At 57.7% G+C, this 22,920-nt stretch carries 13 protein-coding genes and 1 pseudogene; 2 read left to right on the forward strand and 12 right to left on the reverse strand.

The window, feature by feature from the left end; genetic code table 11:
* Positions 1-261: 261 nt before the first annotated feature.
* Together AABC73_RS05560 and AABC73_RS05565 are read left to right on the forward strand one after the other, a co-directional pair.
* Positions 262-3,084: pseudogene (locus AABC73_RS05560) on the forward strand (RHS repeat-associated core domain-containing protein).
* Between the two features lie 257 nt (positions 3,085-3,341).
* Complete coding sequence (locus AABC73_RS05565) at positions 3,342-6,068, forward strand: RHS repeat-associated core domain-containing protein (RefSeq protein ID WP_341522781.1); 2,727 nt, start codon at positions 3,342-3,344, stop codon at positions 6,066-6,068.
* Positions 6,069-6,174: 106 nt separating this feature from the next.
* On the opposite strand, the gene AABC73_RS05570 is transcribed toward AABC73_RS05565, so the two are convergent.
* The 12 genes from AABC73_RS05570 to AABC73_RS05625 all read right to left on the reverse strand — a co-directional run bounded on the left by AABC73_RS05570 (position 6,175) and on the right by AABC73_RS05625 (position 22,762).
* Positions 6,175-7,626, reverse strand: a complete 1,452-nt coding sequence (locus tag AABC73_RS05570) for a mannose-1-phosphate guanylyltransferase/mannose-6-phosphate isomerase (protein ID WP_341522782.1) — start codon at positions 7,624-7,626, stop codon at positions 6,175-6,177.
* A gap of 141 nt (positions 7,627-7,767) precedes the next feature.
* The gene (locus tag AABC73_RS05575; protein WP_341522783.1) at positions 7,768-8,433 is read right to left on the reverse strand and encodes an alginate O-acetyltransferase AlgF; all 666 of its coding nucleotides are present in this window, start codon (positions 8,431-8,433) and stop codon (positions 7,768-7,770) included.
* Between the two features lie 55 nt (positions 8,434-8,488).
* Complete coding sequence (locus tag AABC73_RS05580; RefSeq protein ID WP_341522784.1) at positions 8,489-9,664, reverse strand: alginate O-acetyltransferase; 1,176 nt, start codon at positions 9,662-9,664, stop codon at positions 8,489-8,491.
* A 10-nt stretch (positions 9,665-9,674) separates the two neighbouring features.
* Positions 9,675-11,252, reverse strand: a complete 1,578-nt coding sequence (locus AABC73_RS05585; protein ID WP_341522785.1) for an MBOAT family protein — start codon at positions 11,250-11,252, stop codon at positions 9,675-9,677.
* A 207-nt stretch (positions 11,253-11,459) separates the two neighbouring features.
* The gene (locus tag AABC73_RS05590; RefSeq protein WP_341522786.1) at positions 11,460-12,575 is read right to left on the reverse strand and encodes a mannuronate-specific alginate lyase; all 1,116 of its coding nucleotides are present in this window, start codon (positions 12,573-12,575) and stop codon (positions 11,460-11,462) included.
* A gap of 8 nt (positions 12,576-12,583) precedes the next feature.
* Positions 12,584-14,023 (reverse strand): alginate biosynthesis protein AlgX, encoded by a 1,440-nt coding sequence (locus AABC73_RS05595; RefSeq protein WP_341522787.1) that lies wholly within the window; start codon positions 14,021-14,023, stop codon positions 12,584-12,586.
* 13 nt (positions 14,024-14,036) lie between these two features.
* Positions 14,037-15,647 carry a mannuronan 5-epimerase AlgG gene (gene algG / locus AABC73_RS05600; RefSeq protein WP_341522788.1) on the reverse strand — a complete coding sequence of 537 codons (1,611 nt, stop codon included), beginning with the start codon at positions 15,645-15,647 and terminating at the stop codon, positions 14,037-14,039.
* A 26-nt stretch (positions 15,648-15,673) separates the two neighbouring features.
* Complete coding sequence (locus AABC73_RS05605; protein WP_341522789.1) at positions 15,674-17,173, reverse strand: alginate export family protein; 1,500 nt, start codon at positions 17,171-17,173, stop codon at positions 15,674-15,676.
* On the reverse strand, positions 17,170-18,579 hold the full coding sequence (gene algK, locus AABC73_RS05610) for an alginate biosynthesis TPR repeat lipoprotein AlgK (protein WP_341522790.1): 1,410 nt from the start codon (positions 18,577-18,579) through the stop codon (positions 17,170-17,172). Before algK ends, AABC73_RS05605 begins: the two co-directional genes overlap by 4 nt.
* A 1-nt stretch (position 18,580) precedes the next feature.
* Positions 18,581-19,753 carry an alginate biosynthesis protein Alg44 gene (locus AABC73_RS05615; RefSeq protein ID WP_341522791.1) on the reverse strand — a complete coding sequence of 391 codons (1,173 nt, stop codon included), beginning with the start codon at positions 19,751-19,753 and terminating at the stop codon, positions 18,581-18,583.
* 40 nt (positions 19,754-19,793) lie between these two features.
* Positions 19,794-21,278 (reverse strand): mannuronan synthase, encoded by a 1,485-nt coding sequence (gene alg8 / locus AABC73_RS05620; protein ID WP_177325468.1) that lies wholly within the window; start codon positions 21,276-21,278, stop codon positions 19,794-19,796.
* A 167-nt stretch (positions 21,279-21,445) separates the two neighbouring features.
* Complete coding sequence (locus AABC73_RS05625; protein WP_341522792.1) at positions 21,446-22,762, reverse strand: nucleotide sugar dehydrogenase; 1,317 nt, start codon at positions 22,760-22,762, stop codon at positions 21,446-21,448.
* Positions 22,763-22,920 lie beyond the last annotated feature (158 nt).

A 22,920-nucleotide genomic window follows, 5' to 3' on the forward strand; every position in this document is an offset into this window, starting at 1 on the left:
GTCAACAGGTCTACTGTCACTTCTGACAGGTAGCGACGGACGGTATGGCTGCGTTCGGCCCCGAATTCCAGGCATAAAAAACCCCCAACTACCCTCTGCGAATGGGGATACGCAGAAAGTCGTTGGAGTGACTGCTCTTTGAGGCCTAAAGCTACAGCGTGCCAAGATCTGGATTTTTCATGCGCAAACAACCGCCCCAAATTTGCGTGGGCCGTGTTCGGCACCTAGGCTTTGAATGACCACTCAGGGATGACTGGGGACATGAACGTACAATCCGCCGCCTTGCACCACGATACGCCGCTGCTCACGACGTTAGATCCACGCGGATTGACGGTGCGATCCGTTGCCTGGTGTCGCACGCAGGCTGCTGATTCTGCCGAAGCCCGTGTGACCCGCTCGGCCTTCAATGCTGCGGGACGCTGGGTCTGCACTTGGGATCCCAGGTTGTGGGCCGATCAGGCACCGGCCAATCTCAGCAACATTTATTCCCTGAGCGGCGAGGTGCTGTGCAGCGACAGTGTCGATGCTGGCTGGCGTGTTTCGTTGCCGGGGGAGGGCGGGGAATTGGCGGCGGGCTGGGATGGGCGCGGCACCGCGCAGCGTCTGGAATACGATGCGCTGCTCAGGCCGACCGCTATTTTCGAGAATGAACGCTGCGTCGAACGACTGCACTACGGCGACGCCGACGCGGCACTTCATAACCAGTGCGGCCAGCTGATTCGTCATGACGACCCGGCTGGCACACGATTCAATATCGAGTTTGGTTTGACCGGCGCCGTGCTGGAACAGGCGCAGCACTTTCTCGCGGAGCTTGTTGACCCCGACTGGCCTGAACCCGAGGCCGAACGCGATGCCCTGCTGGAAGCGGGTGCAGGTGCAATCACACGCTGGACCTACAATCCGCTGGGCGAGGCCCTCAAACAAACCGATGCTTTGGGCAATAGCCAGGCGTTTGCGCATACCGTCGCGGGCCAGCTCAAAGCCGTTTCAGTGCAGCTCAAGGATCAGCCCGAGCAGGTTCTGGCCAGTGAAATCAGCTACGACGCACAAGATCGGGTGGAGTCTGAAACCGCTGGCAATGGCGTGACTACTACGGCGCGATATCGTGAGGAAGATGGTCGCCTGATCGAGTTAAACGCCACCCGGAGCAATGGCGAGCCTTTGCAGGATTTGCTTTACGACTACGACCCGGTGGGCAACGTGATCCGCATCGAAGACCGCGCGCAGCCGACCCGCTACTTTGCCAATCAGCGCATCGAGTCCGTGTCGAATTATCAATACGACACGCTCTATCAACTGACCGAAGCCACGGGAAGAGAAGCCGCGACGGTCAATCATGGCCCGGTTTTTCCGGAATTTCAGAGCCCGGCCGATCCGAGCCAACTGGCCAATTACACGCAAACCTATCACTACGATGCCGGTGGCAATCTGCAGCAGCTGGCCCACGTGGGCGCGCAGGCTCATTCGCGGACGCTGGTGACTGCGCACACCAGCAATCGCGCCCTGCCGGTTATCAATGATCAACCGCCGGATGAAGAAACCATCGCCGCCGGGTTCGATGCCAACGGCAATCTGCTGCAACTGCAAGCCGGACAAGCCCTGAGCTGGGATCGGCGCAATCAGTTGCAACTAGTGCGACCTGTGCTGCGCGAAACGGCTGACGACGACAGCGAACGCTATGTCTATGACGCCAGCGGCCAACGCCTGCGCAAGGTCCGCATTAGTCAGGCCAAAAACGTCAGCCACCAGGATGAAGTCCGTTATCTGCCGGGGCTGGAAATCCGCACCCATACCGCCGCGGGCGAAACCCTGCAGGTGATCTGCGCGCAAGCCGGGCGCCATGGTGTTCGGGTGCTGCATTGGCAAGCCGGAAAACCCGAGGCCCTTGAAAACAACCAGACCCGCTACACGCTCAATGACCATCTGGGCTCCAGCACGCTGGAGCTGGACAAAGACGCGCAAATCATCAGTCAGGAAAGTTACTACCCGTTCGGCGGTACATCATGGTGGGCAGGGCGCAATGCCGTCGAAGCCAGCTATAAAACAGTGCGTTATTCCGGCAAGGAACGCGATGCAACCGGGTTGTATTACTACGGCTTGAGGTATTACGCGCCGTGGTTGCAGCGCTGGATTAATCCGGATCCGGCGGGGGTTGTGGATGGGCTGAATGTGTATCGGATGGTCAGGAATTCACCGTTGCGGTTTGGCGATTGGGAGGGGGCTGCTCCGTATGACGTGCTTGGTGAGCAGGAGATGTCGGTTCTGGATAAATATGGCCTGAAGAACGTCGCGCGAGGATTTTCAAGTTTTAGTGCTGAGCAACAGATCACATTCAAACTGAGCGTGAAGGCGGCACTAAATTTACTGGCGGGAACTACCAAAGAACTGTCAAAAGAAACGTACGGTAAGGGAGTTGCTAAATCATTCAGTGCAACATTCGGCCAAGTGAGCCAAGAGCTGGAAATGCAGATAGTCGATGATCTTAAGAGATCATTTGCTCGGCAGCGAGAGTATCTTAAGTCGTTGGTCAACGGGGAAGGTTTCAACATAAGTCTCTTCAAAACTCGGTCTGATGTTGAGGGCATAACGTTCAAGCGAAGTTAATATGAGCCTGAAAGGGTGGTGGGTATTTCTGTTGACGTTTTGGAAAATTATCATCCTCTGGATATAGCAAGAGTGCTGATACATGAGAGTAGTCATGCGGCCGAAGATACCGTTGACGTTTTCTATAATGTCTCCGGGAGACTATCAAAATCCGCTGGTGAGGACGAAATCAGCGATTGGTCAAGAAAAAACAGGCGAACCCTATATACGATCTCTACCCAAGGTCTTGACGCGGTGGCGGTAAATGAAGGGCACCTATCAAAAATTTTGGCTGAAGTTAATGAACGCACAATCGCTCCAGATCAACAGCGCGATGAGTTCTTGAATAATATTTTTTCCAGAACGAAGGTGTTGTTACGTAATGCGGATACCTATGCTGCGTTCGTTAGTAGCACCAAACTGCCTGCAAGATTCATGTCAAAGATGAATAGAAAAACTGAAAGCTCTCCGGGTTTTCACGTTGGAAAGGAAGTTTTTTAAGGTGCCAAGAACGAAGTTTTTCGTGCCAAAGCAAAGAAAGAAGCAGGTTGGTGTAAACAGACGACGTTTTAAGGCATAAAAAACCAACAACCCTGTGCGAATGGGGATACGCAGAAAGTCGTTGGAGCGACTGCTCCGTGAACCGTGGAGCTTAGCGTGCCAAAGTTTGGGTTTTCAGGCGCAAACAACTGCACCGCATTTGCCTCAGCCGTGTTCGGCACCTAGGCTTTGAATTACCACTCACGGATGACTGGGAAATGAACGCACAATCCGCCGCCTTCCACCAACATACGCCGCTGCTCACAACGTTAGATCCACGCGGATTGACGGTGCGATCCGTTGCCTGGTGTCGCACGCAGGCTGCTGATTCTGCCGAAGCCCGTGTGACCCGCTCGGCCTTCAATGCTGCGGGACGCTGGGTCTGCACTTGGGATCCCAGGTTGTGGGCCGATCAGGCACTGGCCAATTTCAGCAACATTTATTCCCTGAGCGGCGGGGTATTGTGCAGCGAGAGTGTCGATGCCGGTTGGCGTGTTTCGTTGCCGGGCGAGGGCGGGCAATTGTCGGCAGGTTGGGATGGACGGGGTACTGAGCGGCGGCTGGAATACGATGCGCTGCTCAGGCCAACCGCCATTTTCGAAAATGACCAGTGCAAGGAGCGGCTGCGGTACGGCGATGCCGACGCGGCAGTTCAAAACCAGTGCGGCCAGTTGGTGCGTCATGACGACCCGGCGGGGACGCGCCGCACTATCGCGTTTGGCTTGACCGGCGCAGCGCTTGAGCAGACGCAGCACTTTCTTGCGCAGCTTGATGATCCCGACTGGCCTGAACTGGAGTCCGAACGCGATGCCCTGCTGGAACCGGGCGCTGGCGCGAGCACGCTTTGGGCTTACACGCCGATGGGCGAGGTCCTCAGGCAGACCGATGCGCTGGGCAATGTTCAGGCTTTTGCGCATACCGTCGCGGGTCAACTCAACGCTGTTTCAGTGCAGCTCAAGGATCAACCGGAGCAGGTTCTGGTCGATGCCATCCGCTACGACGCGCAAGGTCGTGTGCAGTCTGAAACCGCCGGCAATGGGGTGATCACCAGAGCCCGGTACCGCGACGAAGATGGACGCCTGATCGAGTTAACCGCCACCCGCCACAACGGCGAGCATGTGCAGGATTTGCTTTACGACTACGACCCGGTGGGCAACGTGATCCGCATCGAAGACCGCGCGCAGCCGACCCGCTACTTTGCCAATCAGCGCATCGAGTCCGTGTCGAATTATCAATACGACACGCTCTATCAACTGACCGAAGCCACGGGAAGAGAAGCCGCGACGGTCAATCATGGCCCGGTTTTTCCGGAATTTCAGAGCCCGGCCGATCCGAGCCAACTGGCCAATTACACGCAAACCTATCACTACGATGCCGGTGGCAATCTGCAGCAGCTGACCCACGTGGGCGCGCAGGCTCATTCGCGGACGCTGGTGACTGCGAACACCAGCAATCGCGCCCTGCCGGTTATCAATGATCAACCGCCGGATGAAGAAACCATCGCCGCCGGGTTCGATGCCAACGGCAATCTGCTGCAACTGCAAGCCGGACAAGCCCTGAGCTGGGATCGGCGCAATCAGTTGCAACTAGTGCGACCTGTGCTGCGCGAAACGGCTGACGACAGCGAACGCTATGTCTATGACGCCAGCGGCCAACGCCTGCGCAAGGTCCGCATTAGTCAGGCCAAAAACGTCAGCCACCAGGATGAAGTCCGTTATCTGCCGGGGCTGGAAATCCGCACCCATACCGCCGCGGGCGAAACCCTGCAGGTGATCTGCGCGCAAGCCGGGCGCCATGGTGTTCGGGTGCTGCACTGGCAAGCAGGAAAACCGGACGACCTCGCCAATGATCAATACCGCTACACGCTCAATGACCATCTGGGCTCAGGCACAATCGAACTGGATAAAGACGCGCAAATCATCAGCCAGGAAAGTTATTACCCGTTCGGCGGCACATCATGGTGGGCAGGGCGCAATGCCGTCGAAGCCAGCTATAAAACCGTGCGTTATTCCGGCAAGGAACGCGATGCAACCGGGTTGTATTACTACGGCTTGAGGTATTACGCGCCGTGGTTGCAGCGCTGGATTAATCCGGATCCGGCTGGGGTTGTTGATGGGTTGAATGTGTATCGGATGGTCAGGAATTCGCCTATGCGGTTTCATGACCGAGAGGGGGAGGTCTCACAAGAGTCAAATCATCCGCACGAAATTGAGGGCGCTCCGCTCGAACCAGGCTCAGGAAATAGACAGGATTTAAAAAATAACGAAGACACGCTGACGGTGGGAACTTTGCATCGACGTGGCTCGATTGAATCAATACAACTGTCCACGTTGGTAAATGCATGGCATTTTCTGCCGAGCGTTGCGACCAGGCTTTGGCAGATCTGGAATCGTCCAGCTCACAATAAATTTGTCACTGTTAACTTTCCGGATTTCACAATCAGACAGTTTGAGTTGCATAACCCCTCCGCTCCGAAGGATCTCATAATCCATGGGCATGGTCGGCTCAGATCGCCCGTACATAAAATATACAGTTCGCCTCTAAAACTTAACTTTTATGCGCCAGCCAATACTCAGCTAGAGGCCTCAAGTAGTGACCTGCACCGGTTTCAATCGAGAAAAGTGGAGGTCTTGGCTGCGGAGGTTATTGCCGCCGGTGCCGAGTCCAGAGACTACGAAATTACTCATTCGCCTGCATTCGATGATCCGATGTCCGCTTTCCTGCACCATAGTCAGCTTTTGAATCCAAAGCCTGTCATCGCATCTTCCCGCGATTTCACTGGTGAGAATTATCATGATGTGTTGATCGTGAAGCGAGGCAAAACTATTTCGCTAAGCAAGATATTGAAGCACCTACCTCGTTATAACCAGGTACATGGCTTTTTCTGCAGAACTCGTGGGCAAGGTGGCCCTTCCCATGACCCCTTCCTGTCATCCAGGTCATAACTAAAAAACCCCCAACAACCCTCTGCGGATGGGGATACGCAGAAAGTCGTTGAGGGCGACTGCTCGTTAAAGCTTCAGGCTTCGAACGTGAAGCCCGCCGCTCTTTTTAGCGTGCCAGGGTCTGGGTTTTTATGCCCGCGTCCAGGTTGTTGGAACGACCATAAACGTCTTCGAAACGTTCGATGTCGTCTTCACCCAGGTAGCTGCCCGATTGCACTTCGATGATTTCCAACGGGATCTTGCCTGGGTTTTTCAGGCGATGGACCGAGGCGATCGGGATGTAGGTGGACTGGTTTTCGGTGAGCAGGAACACGTTCTCATCGCAGGTAACCTGCGCCGTGCCTGATACCACGATCCAGTGTTCGGCGCGGTGGTGGTGCATTTGCAGCGAGAGGCTGGCGCCCGGCTTGACCGAGATGCGCTTGACCTGGAAGCGGCCGCCCATGTCGACCGAATCGTAGGAACCCCACGGACGATAGACTTCAAGGTGGTTCTGGGTTTCGCTGCGGCCCTGCTCATTGAGCGTGTTGACCATCTGCTTGACGCCTTGAACCTTGTCCTTGTGGACAATCATCATCGCGTCTTTGGTTTCTACGACCACGATGTTGTCCAGGCCGATCACCGAAACCAGCTTGCCGTTGCCGTGGATCATGCAGTTGCGGCTGTCTTGCAGGACGACGTCGCCTTTGGTGACGTTGCCGTTGCTGTCTTTTTCATGCACTTCCCACAGCGATGCCCAGCAACCGACATCATTCCAGCCAGCAGTCAGCGGCACGACGCAGGCGCGTTGGGTTTTTTCCATCACGGCGTAGTCGATGGAATTGTCCGGGCAGCAGGCGAAGGTGGCTTCGTCGATGTCGATGCTGTCGCCGTCACGCTTGCTGCGCTCCAGAGTCAGCATGCAGGTGTCGTAGATGTCCGGATCGTGCTTTTTCAGCTCTTCCAGATAACGGCTGGCGCGGAACAGGAACATGCCGCTGTTCCAGAAGTAGCCGCCAGCCTGGACGAATTCCGCAGCGCGTTTTTCGTCTGGTTTTTCGACGAATTGCGACACGCGGCTCACGCCTTCCGGCAGCAGCGCATCGGCAGTGGATTTGATGTAGCCATAACCGGTTTCCGGTTTGGTGGCCGGCACGCCGAACAGGACCATTTCACCGCGTTCTGCGGCGACAGTGGCGAGGGCCAGTGCGCGTTGCAGGGCTTTCTGGTCGTCGATCACGTGGTCGGCGGGCAGAATGAGCATCAGCTCGTCATTGCCTTCGGCCAGCAGCATCATTGCGGTGATGGCAACCGCTGGGGCCGTGTTGCGGCCGAACGGTTCCATGATGACGGTCTGGGTTTCGAGTTTCAGGGCGGCCAGTTGCTCGGTAACGATGAAACGGTGGTCCTTGTTGCAGACCACGATGGGGTCCTGCATGCCGTCGAACACCAGTCGTTCGAGGGTTTGCTGGAACAAAGTATGTTCGCCGGTCAATGCCAGGAACTGCTTAGGGAACTGTTTACGCGAAAGCGGCCAGAGTCGTGAACCGCTACCGCCTGACAAGATCACTGGAATCATTTTGTATCTCCAATAGCATTCGTAATAGGGCTGAACGTCGTTCTGTCTGTCGTTTCTGTCTTGTTCTTATTCCGCGTCGGTCGGTCCGCTCATGCCGCTTTACCTATAAAGGAAGGGCTCGGACCGACTGACTAAATCCGCTTAGCGAGTGGCTACTGGAGGCTTGACCCAGACTGGCGACAGGCTGCTGCCGCTGCCGGTGATGTACAGCACGGCGGCTTCGCCACGCTCAAGGGCAATCGGCTTGAGGTCGCTGACTTTCTTGTCGCCGTCATACAGCGCCAGGGTGACTTTCACTGGATTGATTTCACGCTCGCCGGTGCCTTTGGCAGCAACGGTCTTGACCACGTCGGTCTTGCCGTCGGCGGTTTTCAGGGTCAGCGCTTTGTCGCTGAGGTTCTGCACGCGCACCAGGGATTTCTGCTTGTTCTTGAATGGTGGCTCTTCGACCAGTTGCGGTTTGCCGCTGACGTTGTTGACCAGGGTGTAATAGTGATCGCTGGCCAGTTTCACCGGGACCGTCTGGCTGCCGAGCTTGGCGCTGTAGTCACCCTGCGGCATGAAGCTGAACGCGGTGCTGCCCAGCGGAGCCACTTCGTTCATGTTGGTGTTGCCGACGGTGGCGCTGATTTCAGCGCTGCTGGCGTTGTAAACACGTACGAAAGTCGAGCCTTTCGGAGCGGTCGGGCCGTAAAGCGCGGCATCGCCAGCGAAAGCCTGCAGGGACATGAAGCCCAGGCCAGCGGCCAGTGCGCAGGTTTTGAAGAAACGGTTCTTGGTAGCAGTGTTTTTAGTTGCAGTGGTCATAGTGTTCTCAGCCAAAGTGTGTGGAGTGGTCTGTAAGGTCATTTGATGGGTCCTCTCAGTTTTGCGCCCGGTTGGGCGACTCGGATGTTTTGGCGTTAATGGCCAGATTTTGTTTATCGTCACGAGGCTTTTTGAGTTCGGCGATCCACTTCGGATCAAACTCGCCAAGGTCGTTATGAGCAGGCAGATAACGTTCCGGGAATTCCCAGATCAGCACTTGCGGCGGGCTGTTCTTGAACGCATCGGTCTGCAGGTACTTGAGCATTGGCAGAACCGGGCCGTGCCCGTCTTCCGCGTAATTCACGACATCGCTGTGAAGTGCCTGTTTAAGTGCGCCGAGAAAGTTCCAGTTAGGGTTGGCGCTGTAACTTGTGCCGACCAATCCAACTGCAACATCGCTGTCGGCAAATAACGCGTCATCACCGGATACCTGGGGTTCGACAAGATCCGTGCTCCTTTGTTGCAATTGATCTGGCTGCGGAAGCAAATTACTGAACAAAGGATCCAATGGCAGGAAGTTGGTCAGGTCGCCTTTATAAGCCGAAGTTTCTTTCGCCTGAGTAATGAACTTTGTTGGTTCACCGTTCAGCGGATTTTTTTGCGCAATGGCAGCGCCAAGTTGCTGGGCGACAACTTCGGCACCCATTGGCGTCCAGTGGGTGTCGGTGCGCAGGAATACCTGGCCGTTCTGCTTGGCGCCTTGCAGCGGTGTCAGCAGATCAGGCGCAAACACACCGGCCTGAGCCGCTTGCGCATGGAATTGCTGATACAGATCGGTGTGCAGCGAGGCCGGCTTGTTAGCGCCGATGTGCTCCGGGTACAGACGGGTCTTGGCCGGAATGATCGCCAATACCAGTTCGGTGCCCTGGGCTTTCAGCGCGTCACGTACGCCCTGGATGATTGCCAGGTTGTCCGCTTCGTTCTGCTCGCCGTTGACGACTGCATTGAACTCTTCGTCGGTATACAGCCATTGGTCCTTGCCCAGTTCAACGCCGGGACGACCTTCGTTGAACAGCTTGTAATCCAGTGCCGCCCAGAGGTTGGTGCCAATGCGCTTGATCGGGAACTCTTCATCGTAGTGAGTCTCCGCCGCCTTGGCCCAACGCCCGTTGAGGATCGTGGTTTGCGCTGTGGTCGAGAAGCTGCTGAAACTGCGCAGCGACCAGATCCCCAGTGCCAACAGGATCCCCATGAACAGGGCGATGTAGAGGATTCGTAATGAACGGGTCATGTCAGGCTCCTCAGAACTGGAAGTAAAGGAACGGCGAGAAGCTTTGCGCCGAGAGTTTGAGAATCGATGCAACGAACAGCAGCAGGATCAAGGCGCGCATGGCGTAACGTGGCCAATCGGCAACCCAGTAAGCCGGTTGCACCTGAGCTTCGACGCCCACGGTGTAGCCAGGCTGATGAATGCTGCCTGGGTTATCACCGGGAACAGCCTTGATGGTGCCGGCTACGGCGTTGGCCGGGCCGTCAGCCTGAACGCCCAGATCCGGCGTGGCTTTGCTGGCGGCTTTGTCAGCAGGGCGATTTTTGTAGAAGTCGCGCAGGCCGAAGAACGCCAGGGTCGCGTAAGCCACGATCAGGGTTGCCACTTGCAGGCCGGTAAGACTGGCCTGATTGAGTTCCGACAGCTGCCAATCACCGAAGCTGAACATCGCGCCGTACATGCGACCGGCGACATGCAGGTTTTCCGAACGGAAGATCACCCAGCCCATGACGACCAGCAGGAAAGTCAGTGCCCAGCGAATCGGGTTGAAGCTGCGCGAGTTGGTGTTCAGACCCAACGCTTTTTCAATCGCCAGCCACATGCCGTGCCAGGCGCCCCAGACGATGTAAGTGATATTCGCGCCGTGCCACAGACCGCCAAGCAGCATGGTCAGGAACAGGTTGCGATAAGTGGTCAGCGTGCCGCCACGGTTGCCGCCCAGCGTGATGTACAGATAGTCACGCAGCCAGGTGGAAAGGCTGATGTGCCAGCGACGCCAGAACTCGGTGATCGACTGACTGATGTACGGCTGCTTGAAGTTTTCCATGAAGCGGAAACCCATCATCAAGCCCAGGCCGATGGCCATGTCGCTGTAACCGGAGAAGTCGAAATACAGCTGCGCGGTGTAGGCCAGTGCGCCCAGCCAGGCATCGCCCGTGGTCGGGTTCTGCAAGGCGAAGCAATGGTCGGCAACCACCGCCAGGGTGTCGGCGATGAAGACCTTCTTGATGAAACCCTGCATGAACCGTGTGCAACCCTCGGAGAACTTATCCAGGGTGTGCGTGCGGTTGTTGAACTGATCGGCGAGGTCGCGAAAACGCAGGACCGGGCCGGCGATCAAGTGCGGGAAAATCGCCACGAACGCTGCAAAGTCGATGAGGTTGCGGGTGGCCGGGGTATCACCGCGATACACGTCGATGATGTAGCTGATGGACTCGAAGATGTAGAACGAGATCCCGATCGGCAACAGCACGTGAGTCAGGATGAACGGCTCAAGCCCGACCGAAGTCATCATGGCGTTGATGCTGTCCACACCGAAGTTGGCGTACTTGAAGTAGCCCAGGATGCACAGGTCGACGCCGACGCCGAGCAACAGCCAGCGTTGGGCTGGCTTGGTGCGAACACCTGCGGCGCCCACCTTGAGGCCGATCCAGTAGTTCCACAACGTGACGGCGGCAAACAGCGCCAGGAAGTCCACTCGCCACCAGGCGTAGAAGACGTAACTGGCAACCAGCAGCAGCAGGTTGCGGTAGCGTTGCCCGCTCAAGTAGTACAAGCCGAGGAAGATCGGCAAGAACAGGAACAGGAACACGTTGGATGAAAAAACCATCCTTATCTCTCCGTTTGTCCAACAGTCAAAGGCCGAAGCCCCCCCAAACCCCCCACCCGTAAATGGGGGTTAATGCAGTACCTCTGTAGGAGCGAACCGTGGGAGCGAGCTTGCTCGCGAAGAGGCCAGTGTTGCTGGCGCAATTCCAACGGTTTGAAGACCGCCTTCGCGAGCAAGCTCGCTCCCACAGGTTTTGCTCCGGCAGCCTCAGCTGCCTTTGTCACCCTTCTCATGGCTCGGGTCGAAGACCTTGGTCAGGTCGCCACCGAGGCGGAAGGTTTTGAACGGTTGCATCTTGTGTTTGTTTTCCAGCACTTCAGGCTTGCAGGTGTAGAGCGAGCAGTACGGTTCAAGCCAGGCAAACTTGCTGTCGATCTTCAGATCGGTCATGTCCTGCTTGTCGCCATTTTTCTGCTTGAAGGTGTCCGGATCCTTGACGCCGCTGAGTACGCGCTCGCCCAGACGCTGCAACGCGCCGTTGTTTTCCGGACGCACATCGACGCCGTTCACCTGAGCGAAACTGGCGATCATGGCCAGCGGCGGCAGGGCGTAGTTGTGATACGACAAGGCACGCTGATTGCGCTTGAGTTCGTTAGGCAGGAAGCCGTCCTTGTCGACCTGATTGGCGCCGACCTTGAATTCCTTCACCGCCCAGTCGAACAAGTCCTTGCGGTTGGTGGCGACCGAAGTTGCCATCACCGACCAGGCAGCCCAGTACGAGTGGTTGTTGGTTTTTTCCAGCGGCAGGTTGTCCCAGTCGCTGACCACTTGATCGGCCAGCTTGCTGAACCAGGCTTCGATGACTTGCGCCTGTTGCTGATGCGCTGCCAATGGATGCGAATCGGAGAACTTCAGGCGCAGGTAAGCGGAAGACATGCTGCCCAACGCCCATTTGCGCATCGATTTGCCGGTGTGGTTGAAGTCCTTGGACTCCAGCGCATCGGCCTTGGCCCAGGTGGTGAGCATGTTCAGCGCGCAATCGAGCTGTTCCGGACGGCCGTCGCGCATGTACTGCATCACGACTTTGCTGATGCCGCGTTCCAGAGTGGTGATCGACTTGGTCGCATCACGGAAGGCTTGTTCGGATTCCTCGTTGAGGGTCGAGCGCGCCTTGTCGGAACCTTCGTATTTGCTGCGGAACACCAGCTTGTCGGTGTACGGCTGCGGGATCGCGTCACAGGTGAAGTTGTTCTCGCCGGTTTTGAGTTTCTCGATTGGCGCGTAATACCCCTGCGGCGGAACGAGCGTCGTGGCCGCGCTCGCTGCCCCGGCAAACATTGCCAGAGACAGCAGGGTAGGGAGCATCAGTTTCGGAGTGTGCATAAGTAGCCTCATAACCCGGCTTGCGCGGTGTTCTGCGCAGCTCTCGGGAACACGTTACGTTTGCAAACCTTCGCCTCGATCTTCTGTGGTGCAGCACCCGCTTCCGGGCCCTGTACTTCCAGTGCGAGCAATTGCTGGTCAGCCCAGTCCTTGTCTTCGCGCAGTTCGAAGGAGAAGCGTCCGTCGGTATCGGATGTTTCCGGTTTTTCGATTTTCAGATCTTCGTGACGGCCGTTCATGTACCAGAGCTTGGCCTGAAGGACTTTCACCGACGGGTCGGCATAACGAATGTCGATCTGATTGCTGCCGTTGCGGATGTCCTTGATTCCATTCTTGCCATTGACCAACACTTCGTTGGTGCCCGGCTTGAGGGTGGTGCTGGCGCTCATGATGGCCGGCTTGCCTTCGCAGCCGTTATCCAGCAGCGACATCATCTGGCGATAGATGGTCTCCTGGTCCAGGCGGTACAACGGCGAGAACTCCCAGATCAGGACCTTCGGTGGACGCTTCTGGAAATCTTCACTGCCCAGGTACTGCAGCATCGAACCTTCAAGACCACCGCCAGGGAACGCGACGTTCAACACGTCCGCGCCAATGTATTCCTGCAGGAAGCCGGCAAAGTTGTAGTTCTTGCCGCTGTGGCTGGTACCGACCAGGGTAATTTCCGGGTTGCCGGAATCGCCGAACAGATCGCCATCCGCCGCTTCGCCTTTAGGCTCGGTGGTGAATTGATCCATGTACTGGACTGCATAAGTATTGCCACACAGCTGCGCGGCCATGTTGTGCAGGGTGCCGGTCTTGCCCATGCGGCCGGAGACGTGGCTCTCGAATTCGCGCTTGGGAATGCTGGCGTAACCCGGAACCTTCTTCACGGTTTCGGCAACGATTTTTGCCGTGCGCTGGGCGCCGTATGGCGTCCAGTGTTGGTCGCCGCGGAAGTAGAAATCATGCGCCTGTTGCTCGTTGGTCAAAGGCGACAGATCAGGCACCCAATAGCCCATCTTGCTGAAGCGACCGAGCATGGCCTTATAGTTGGTCAGCGCTTTTTCGTAGTCGAACTTGTCGCGTTCGGCCGGGAACAGTTTGTTGCGATCCACCAGGCCGCGCGTCGGCTGGTAAACCACCACCAGTTCCACACCTTTGCTCTTGAAGGCATCGTGCAGTTCTTTCATGCGACGGTAGCCTTCCGGCGTGGTGTCGAATTCGGTGCGCAAGTCTTCCTGGGTCCGGAACAGCCAGTCGCCCTGGGCCTGCACCAGTGTGGTGAAGTTCTGCTGATAGCGGGTCACGTAATTCTTGGCATCGTGAGCTTCAGGGCACAGGTTGCAGCAAGGCTCGGCGGTGAACGTCGGTGCCGTTGTGTCGTCGGCGCGAGCACCGCCACTGATAGCGATCAGGGCTGCGGTCAGGCCGGACAGACTGAGTAACTTGATCAAATGTGCGTGCATAAAAATATCTTCCTCAGTCCTGAAGTTCTGTCTGGCGCTCGACCGGGTCGATCAGCACGGCTTTCTTCTGGCGGACCAGCAAGTCGAGAATCTCGTCCTGGCGCTCGCCCAAGACGCCGTTGAAGCTGATGCCGTTGCTCTTGGTCGGTGCCAGCATCGCGACGCGATACAGCTCGATACTCAAGGGCGAGTCGATGGACAGCGGGCCGGAGTTGTTGCCGGTCAGTTCACCGCCGACAACGATCAGCGATACTTTGGTATCGAACGGGTCGAGGGCGATGTCGCGGTCGGTGTCGCTCAGATCCTTGATGTGGCCGTAGACGCCCATCAGGCCGTTGGCCATGGCGACGTTCTCGTACAGCTTGATGTTCACGCTGTTACGGACGCGGATGCCGTGGCGACGGTTGGCAATCACGCGATTGCCCCACAACAGGTTGTCGCCGCTTTCGTACAAGGTGATGCCGTCAGAATGGTTCTGATAGACCTCGTTGTACGCCACCAGGTTGTTGCTGCTGTTACGGTCGAGGACCACGCCGGACAATTTGTTGTCATGGCTCTTGTTGCGGAAAATGAAGCTGTCGTTCACCTCACGGGAAACGATGATTCCGTGCTTTTTCTTGGTGCCGTAGACGTCGTTCTCGGCAATGATCAAGCCGTGGGAACGGTCATGGGGGTCAATGCCGTATACGATGTTGTCGCGATAGGTATTGCCTTTGACCACGAAGTCACGGGTTTCATAGCAGTAGAAGCCGTACCACATGTCGGCGAACTCGGAGCCGATGATCCAGCCGGTGGGTTCCGGGCGCTTCATGACTTTGGCCATGTTCGGCGTGTACTGGGAAATACTCACACCGTAGGACTTACTCTTGGAGTAGCCCAGGCTCGCCATTTTGCTGTTGACCACGTAAGTCTGCGAACCGCCCCAGGACAACAGGAACGGCCGGAACTCCGTCGGCGAGCGGAACGAGGCCAGGCCTTTGTCCGCTTCGCGCCAGCCATTCAACTGGGAATCAGACATGAACAGCTTGCCTTCGATCACCAGGAACGAACCGCCTTCCTGAGAAAGACGCAGTTCGTTCTTGGCGATTTCCAGGGTTGCGTGTTCGGTCACCAGAATCGGCACGCGGGCCAGGAACACACCTGGCGACACTTCGTTCAGGTATTGCTTGGGTACTTTTTTGGCCAGGTCCTTGAGGGTGGCATAACCGTCTTCAACAACGATGGCCTGCGGGATGCCGCGTTGGCGGGCAACCCATTCGGCCATCTTGTTATCGCCACCGATGAATTCCTTCAGACCGTTTTCCGCCATCATCCGGCCCATGCGTACTTTCGCTGGCTTGCCGCGCACGATCTTTTTCGCAGCGGCTTCGGCGGTGTAGCCGGTCAGGTCCGGCAGCTTGGGCTTGTCCATCATCAGCTGCTCGACGGGCGGGCTGCTGATGGTGTAGGTCTTGGCCTGTTGTAACTCTTTGACGACTCCGGGCTTGGCTGGAGCGGTTGCGACCGAAGCACTGTTAGCCAGTGCCATCGTGCTGCCGAGCAACAGCGCGCTGCTCAGCACTGCGCTTTCCAGCAGGGCTTGTGGCCAGGCCCGGGTTCGCAAGTTGCTTGCTTGACTGTTCATCTCTCGCACTCCTTTAGCGGCTCGCATCAGAAGCGCCAGATAACGTCGACGATGGCGCGGTGCATGTATTCATCCACGCCATTGTGGTAAGCGTCGCCTGGCTTGAAGACACCGGCACGCAGGCGTACCAGCGCCGAAGGCTCGTCCATCGACTGGCTCAACGCCGCCGGCAACAGGCCTTGCTTGAAGTACTTGGTCACGACCAGGTCCATTTCCTGACCCAGATCCTTGCGACCGTCTTCCAGCGGCAACGAATCGAAGGTGTTGACCGAGATACCGTTTTCGTCGAAGTTCTCGCGATTCGGGTTCACCCCAGCGCCGCCGATACGGGCATTGCCGTCGACACGACGAAACTTGTGGTAGATCAGCGACGCATCGTAGTCGTCACGCAGCTGCCAGGAGGCGAACAGCGAGCCGGTTTCCACGTTGGCCATTTCGCCCTGGAACGCTTCGCCGAAGCGGTGCACGCGCGAGCGGGTACCGGTCCAGTTCGAGCGGTTACTTTCCAGGCCGTTCTGTTCGTAGTTCTTGCTGGCACGCGAATACGCGGCGCCGACTTGCCATTGCGGATCGAGACGGAAACGCAGGCCCAGATCGGTCGCCCAGCCATTGACGTTGCTGCTGGCCTTGTCGCCCGCCAGGTACTGATCAGTGGTGGTGTCGTAACTGGTAGGGGTTTCGTCACGATCCCCGGTCAGGTAAGTCAGGCTGCCCCAATAGTTGATCGGGTTGGTGTTGCGATAGTTGTAAGCATCGCTGTTGGCCTGCAGGCCCAGCCAGGTCAGATCGCTGCGGGAAGTCTTGTCCAGATCGTCGACAACTTCATTCTTGTCCTTGAGGCTGCCGCCGTCGTGGCTGTAATGGGCGCGCACGCCGGCCCAATGGCCAGGGGTCCATTGGTAAGCCACGTCACCGAACACATGCTGGCGATCCTTGTCTTTCGGATCCAGCTCGGTCAGGTCAGTGCGGTATTCGCTGAAGCGCTGGGCAGCGCCGACATCGGCACGCAACAGCGTGGTGTCGAACGCCCAGTTCACCGCTTCGATGTTCACGTCATGCCATTGGCCGTCGTCGTTGCGCAGGCGCTGACGACCGACCTTGAGCATTTCGCCAGGGTACGGAGTGAAACCGCTGTAGCCGATCCAGAATTCGCGCAAGGCCAGATAGCTCTTGTCGACTTCCCGCTCGCTGGCATTGCCGCGAGCGGTTTGGGTGCCTGTGCCATCGCTGGTGGCTTGTTCCAGCGGGTCAGTCTGGATGGTGTCGGTGGCGGTCACCACCTGGCCCATGGCATAACCGCTGAAGTTACCGCGCTCGCCGTAAATCCATGGACGCACGTCGAGACCGATACCGTTGACGTCGCCGCCGGAACGGGTGCCCAGGTCGCGGTCGTCTTCGGCCTGGCCGGTGATTTTCACTTCCAGACCAAAGTTCTTGTCTTCAGTCATCGCGGCCAATGTCGGGGTTGCCCACAACAAGGTAAAGCCCAGGCCCATGCCGGCAGCCATCAGGGAATTCAGTTTCATAGGGGTGCGTCCTCGCCGTCTTCTTTTTGCAGGGCTTGCATGGCCAGCGCGTTCTGGCTGCTGGCGCCCCGGACTTTTTGCTCTTGTTCCAGCAACCGTTGGGCTGCGGCGAGCTTTTCAGGCGGTAGTGCGGCGCTCAGTTGCTGCGCCAGATCGGTGGCTTGCGGCGTACCTTGCTTCAGCGCCAATTGGCTGAAGACCCAGGCGTTGACCGGGTTGGGAATCGTGCCCTTGCCTTGGGAGTAAAGCTGGGCGATGGCGAAGTCGGCGCTGTTCTGGCCGCCACGAGCGGCGATCAGCAGTTCGTCCACAGCCTTCTGCGGATAGACCTGGCCGAGGTAGCCCCGGCGATAGATCTGCCCCAGGTAGTAATGCGCGGCGATTTCCGTGCCCGCAGCTTTCTTGAGATGCTCTTCGGCCTTTTTCGAATCGGCCGGCACCCATTTGCCTTCGTAGTACAGCTTGCCCAGCAGCAGTTCGGCGCGGGGTTGATCCGCAGCGCGACCGTTGTCCAGGTATTCCATCATCTTGTCGACGTCGCCCAGATCGGGGAAGTCGTAGAGCAGTTTGGCCAGGGTGACCCAGGAAATCGGATAGCCCGGCGCGACTTGTTCCAGCAATTGCTGGGCAGTCTTTGCATCCGGGGTGCCGATCTCGGAATCGCCAAGCACGCGGGCTACGCTGTCCACGCGCTGGGCGCCGACCGTGCCGATCGCGTAAGCGCTTTGCAGCTGCTTGATCAGCGCTGCCTGCTGTTCGGTCTGGCCGCGTTTCTGATACACGGTGGCCAGTTCGACATAGCAGATGTCAGTGGTGGTCAGCGCGGTCTTGCAAATGGTTTCGACTTCATCCAGATGCTGATCGTAAGTGCCCTGGGTGCGATACAGCAGCACTTGGGCCAGACCTGCTTCCGGGTAGCCGGCAGCGCGCCATTCGCTGATCTTCTGCTGCGCGTTCACGTTGGGGAACGTGTGCGGGTATTGCAGATAGAGCATCGCCAGCGGCGTCAGAGAAGAGGTATCGCCATTGGCGAAGGCCTTCTTCAGCAACTGCTCGGCTTCCTTGTGTTCAGCGTCGGTCGCGTACGGTTTGGCAGCCAGCAGACGGCCCAGGCGCGATTGCGCCCGAGGCGAAGTTTCTGCGGCGGCGCGGTAGGTGGCCTCGGCCTGTTTGAGCAGGGCCGGATCGCGACTTTCTACCTGAATATCGGCCAGACCGACCTGTGCATCGCTGTAGCCCAGGTCCGCCAGTTGCCGATAGTTCTGCTCTGCCAGGGCGGTGTCGCCGTTTTTCAGGGCTTCATTGGCCAGGCGTTGATCGGGCAGGCCGGCACAACCGGTCAGCGCGAAGGCAATCGCCAGGCTCAATAGCGTTGGGGTCGACAAGGTTCGTAGTGGGCTACCCATGTTAGAGACCCGCGGCCATGGCTTTATCGATCAGCCAGTTCATCGAAGGGCCACGATCACTGGTGACTTCTACAGGGCGACCGGAAAGCGAGCTGTCCAGCACTTCGTCAGGCTTGATCTGCACGCGGATGTCGGTGGACAGGTCGGCGTCGCTCAAGTTGGTGCTGCTGACGATCTGACCGGTACGGACCTTGTCTTCGCCTGCTACCTGGAAGTTCACATGAGTGCCGGGTTTGACATCGTTGAACTGGCGATAGGTGAAGCGCGCTTCAACGTTGGCGGCCGTGTTACGCGGCACCAGCTGGAAGATCACCTGACCTTTGGACGCGAACTGACCATCGGACACCAGTTGCTTGGCAACTACGCAGTCACATGGGCTGGTCAACGTACCGGCCATTTGCTTGCCGTACAGTTCTTCGATTTTGGCCGGTTGCAGATCGTCGCCGTTCAGGCTGCCCTTGAGCATTTCCAGCATGCTGGTGCTGAACGAAGCGAGCGGGGCGCCTTTGGCAATCGGGCCGTTGACCTGAGCCAGGCTCTGCACGGTGCCTTCACGCGGCATGGTGACATCCATCGACGGCAAGGTAACCAGGCCGGCCGATGCGTGACTGACAAAGTACAGGCCGTAGACGGTCTTGAAGATGAAACCGAACGCCGCAAGGCCAACGATGAAAATGCCGAGGCTGAAGGTCACCGCGCGCAGCCGCGCAAGGGCGCTCATGCCGCCGCCTTCGCCTTTGTTCTTGCGCGCCTTGGTGAAATTGTCGCGCTGCAAGGTGGCAAGCACTTCGCCCATGCTGACGATGTCGCCGCTCAGGTGCGAGGTGATCAGGTGGCGCAGGGTGGCGATGTCTTGCTGTTCCAGGTTCTGGAACTGGCAACCGACGCGGCCGGTGGAAGAATCCACCGAACGGATCTGCATTTCGATGTCCATGGCCAGGCCAAGGTTGTCGATCAGAAATTGCAGGCGACCCTTGATGACTTCACCTGTGGACAGGCGAAGATTGTTCGGGGCAACGAAACTCAGGCCACCGGCAGACAAGTCTTCGACCTGTACCAGAGGGGCGTTGGGCTGGCCATTGAGCAGGCGCAGCTTGGCGGGAATCCGGATCCGGGCGTGTTGACGCTGGGCTTCGGATTCATGGACGACGTTCGCATTCACGGCTGTATTCATGGTTAATTTTCCTACTTAAGCGGTTAATCCGTGGGTCTGGTCAAACCATCGTCAACAGCGCTGCGACGAAGATGGTGCCAGCCGAGAAAGTCATGGTTCGGGAGGACCATGTGTTGAACCAGCCCTGGAAACTGGCCATGTCACGGCTGAGTTTTGTGTCCTGACGAGTCCAGGACTGTCGATCCAGGCGGAAGAAGACGTAGATCTTCATCAGCGCACCGACGATCTGGTTGTAATAAAGAATGATCGGATAGGCCGGCCCGATCGTGTGCCCCGACAAGGACAGCATCAGGGTGAGAATCAGGCGGGTGATGCCGATCCACAGCAGGTACATCAGGATGAACGTCACGCCATACTTCATGCTGGCGATGATCGCGACCGTCAGACCGAGGATTGATGTCCACATGGACACCCGCTGATCGAACAGCACGACGCTGGTGAACAGACCCAGGCGACCCATGCCCAGGCCAAGTGCCCGGGAGTTCTGCCGCAGGTTGTTGCCGTACCAGCGGTACATCAGTTTGCGGCTGGCCTTGATGAAGCTTTTTTCCGGCGGGTGTTCCACGGTGTTGATCGCGGCATCCGGGACGTAAAACGTGTCGTAGCCCAGGCGCATCAGGCTGAACCAGCTGGACTTGTCATCGCCGGTCAGAAACTTGAACTTGCCCAGGCGCCAGTGAGTCAGCGAATCGCTCTCGACGTCGGCAATGAACGCCGGGTCAGTCACGACCGAAGCACGAAACACCGACATACGGCCGGTCATGGTCAACACGCGCTTGGACAACGCCATCGAGCACATGTTGATGTGACGCTGGGCGAAACGCAGCTTGTGCCATTCGCTCATGATGTAGCCGCCACGCACTTCGCAGAACTCGTTGGTGGTCAGGCCGCCGACATTGCCGAACAGCTGGAACCAGGGCACGGTCTTGCGCACGACGCCTTCGCTGAGCACGGTATCGCCATCGATCACGGCAACCACAGCGCGGTCATCCGGCAAGTGCCGGGAAATGGCGCGGAAGCCGAAAGCCAGGCCGTCACGCTTGCCGGTACCGGCGATGCGCACGAAGTCCAGCTTCACGTGCGCAGGCGGATTGGCCTTCTCCCACATCGCCTTGACCAGCAGCTCATCGGACATTTCCACCAGCGAACACACGATCGTGGTCGGAAAACCGCAGTCAATGGCTTCGCGAATCACCGAGCTGTACACCTGGGCCGTGGTCAGCGCATCGATACGAAAGCTGGTGACCATCAGGAACACATGGGACGGGTCCGCGGATTTGCCGAGCTTGCGAACCTTGCGGCGCAAGTGCGGATAAACCACGTACAGAAACAGCATGCCGCGCAGAAAGTGCGTGGCACCCATCGAGTAGCGCCAGATACCCACGGCGCCAATCAGGAAAATAAAGTTCTTCGACTCGGCGTCGAAGATACTTGTAGGCAGCGCCAGAGCGAGGCCCATCAATAAACTCAGGTAGAACAGCCAACCGGCGGCCTGTAAAAGGCCGGTCTTTAGCCTGTGCATAATCTGTATCCCAAAGTCAGTTGCAAGCCTCAAGCCCCCGGTTTCAAACGCGGGGCTGGACAGGGAACCGTTGGAGTGAGGCTTGCCCGCGAATGAACGTTGCGCGGTATGAAGACCGTCCGCGTCGTTCCGTTCGCGGGCAAGCCTCGCTCCTACAGCTTGCGGCTGATTTACCAGCAGATACCTTCGGTACGGTCGCTTTCGCTGGTCGCGTTGGTCATGAAGCCGACCAGATCGACAACGTGCTTGCCGGCTGGCGCATTGTTGGCCAGGGCGCGGAAGCGCTCGTCGCGGTTACCCAGGATGATCACGTCAGCGTCGCCAATCACGGTGTCGAAGTCCGAGTTGAGCAAGGACGAAACGTGCGGGATTTTCGACTCGATGTACTCTTTGTTGGCACCGTGGACGCGAGCGTATTCAACGTTGGCGTCGTAGATGCTCAGGTCAAAGCCTTTACCGATCAGCATTTCGGCCAGCTCTACCAGCGGGCTTTCACGCAGATCGTCGGTGCCGGCCTTGAAACTCAGGCCCAGCAGGGCGACTTTGCGAGTGTCGTGGCTGGAGATGATGTCGAAGGCGTTCTGCACCTGGGACACGTTGCTGCGCATCAAGGAGTTGAGCAGCGGCGCTTCCACGTCCAGGGTGCTGGCGCGGTAGGTCAGGGCGCGAACGTCCTTTGGCAGGCAAGAGCCGCCGAAGGCGAAGCCTGGACGCATGTAGTACTGGGACAGGTTGAGTGTCTTGTCCTGGCAAACCACTTCCATCACTTCACGACCATCAACGCCGACTGCTTTGGCGATGTTGCCGATTTCGTTGGCGAAGGTCACTTTGGTGGCGTGCCACACGTTGCAGGTGTACTTGATCATCTCGGCCACTGCGATGTCCTTGCGGATGATCGGCGCGTCGAGTTCTTCGTACAGGGACTGCAGGACATCGCCGGAAGCTTTGTCGAATTCGCCGATAACGGTCATCGGTGGCAGGTCGTAGTCCTTGATCGCGGTGCTTTCACGCAGGAACTCAGGGTTCACTGCAACGCCGAAATCGATGCCTGCTTTTTTGCCGGAGCAATCTTCCAGGATCGGGATAACCACGTTGGCAACCGTGCCTGGCAATACAGTACTGCGCACCACGATGGTGTGGCGGGAAGTCTTGTCGCGCAGAACAAAGCCGATTTCGCGGCAAACGGATTCGATGTAATCGAGTTCCAGATCGCCGTTCTTCTTGCTCGGCGTGCCGACGCAGATCATCGACAGGTCGGTGGCCCGAATGGCTTCGGAGAAGTCTGTGGTGCCGCGCAGCTTGCCGTTACGAATACCCTGCGCCAGGAGGTCTTCCAGGCCAGGTTCTACGATTGGCGATTTGCCGTTATTGATAAGGTCGATCTTGGCTGCAGAGATATCCACACCAACAACATCATGACCCCGCGCAGAAAGGCAACCGGCACATACTGCACCGACATAACCCAAACCAAAGATGCTGATACGCATCGTATTCTCCTCGATGTTCACGCCATAAGTTGGCTGGATATTAAAATTTGACCAGCAGTTATCGCGCGCTCGAAAAACGTGACTAGTTGAAGTCACATATCGAACGCAGGCATAGTTGAAAGGTGAGCGCCAAATAGTTAAGGCAGACTCAAGTACTG

The sequence above is a fragment of the Pseudomonas sp. G.S.17 genome (assembly GCF_038096165.1).
GTDB lineage: Bacteria > Pseudomonadota > Gammaproteobacteria > Pseudomonadales > Pseudomonadaceae > Aquipseudomonas.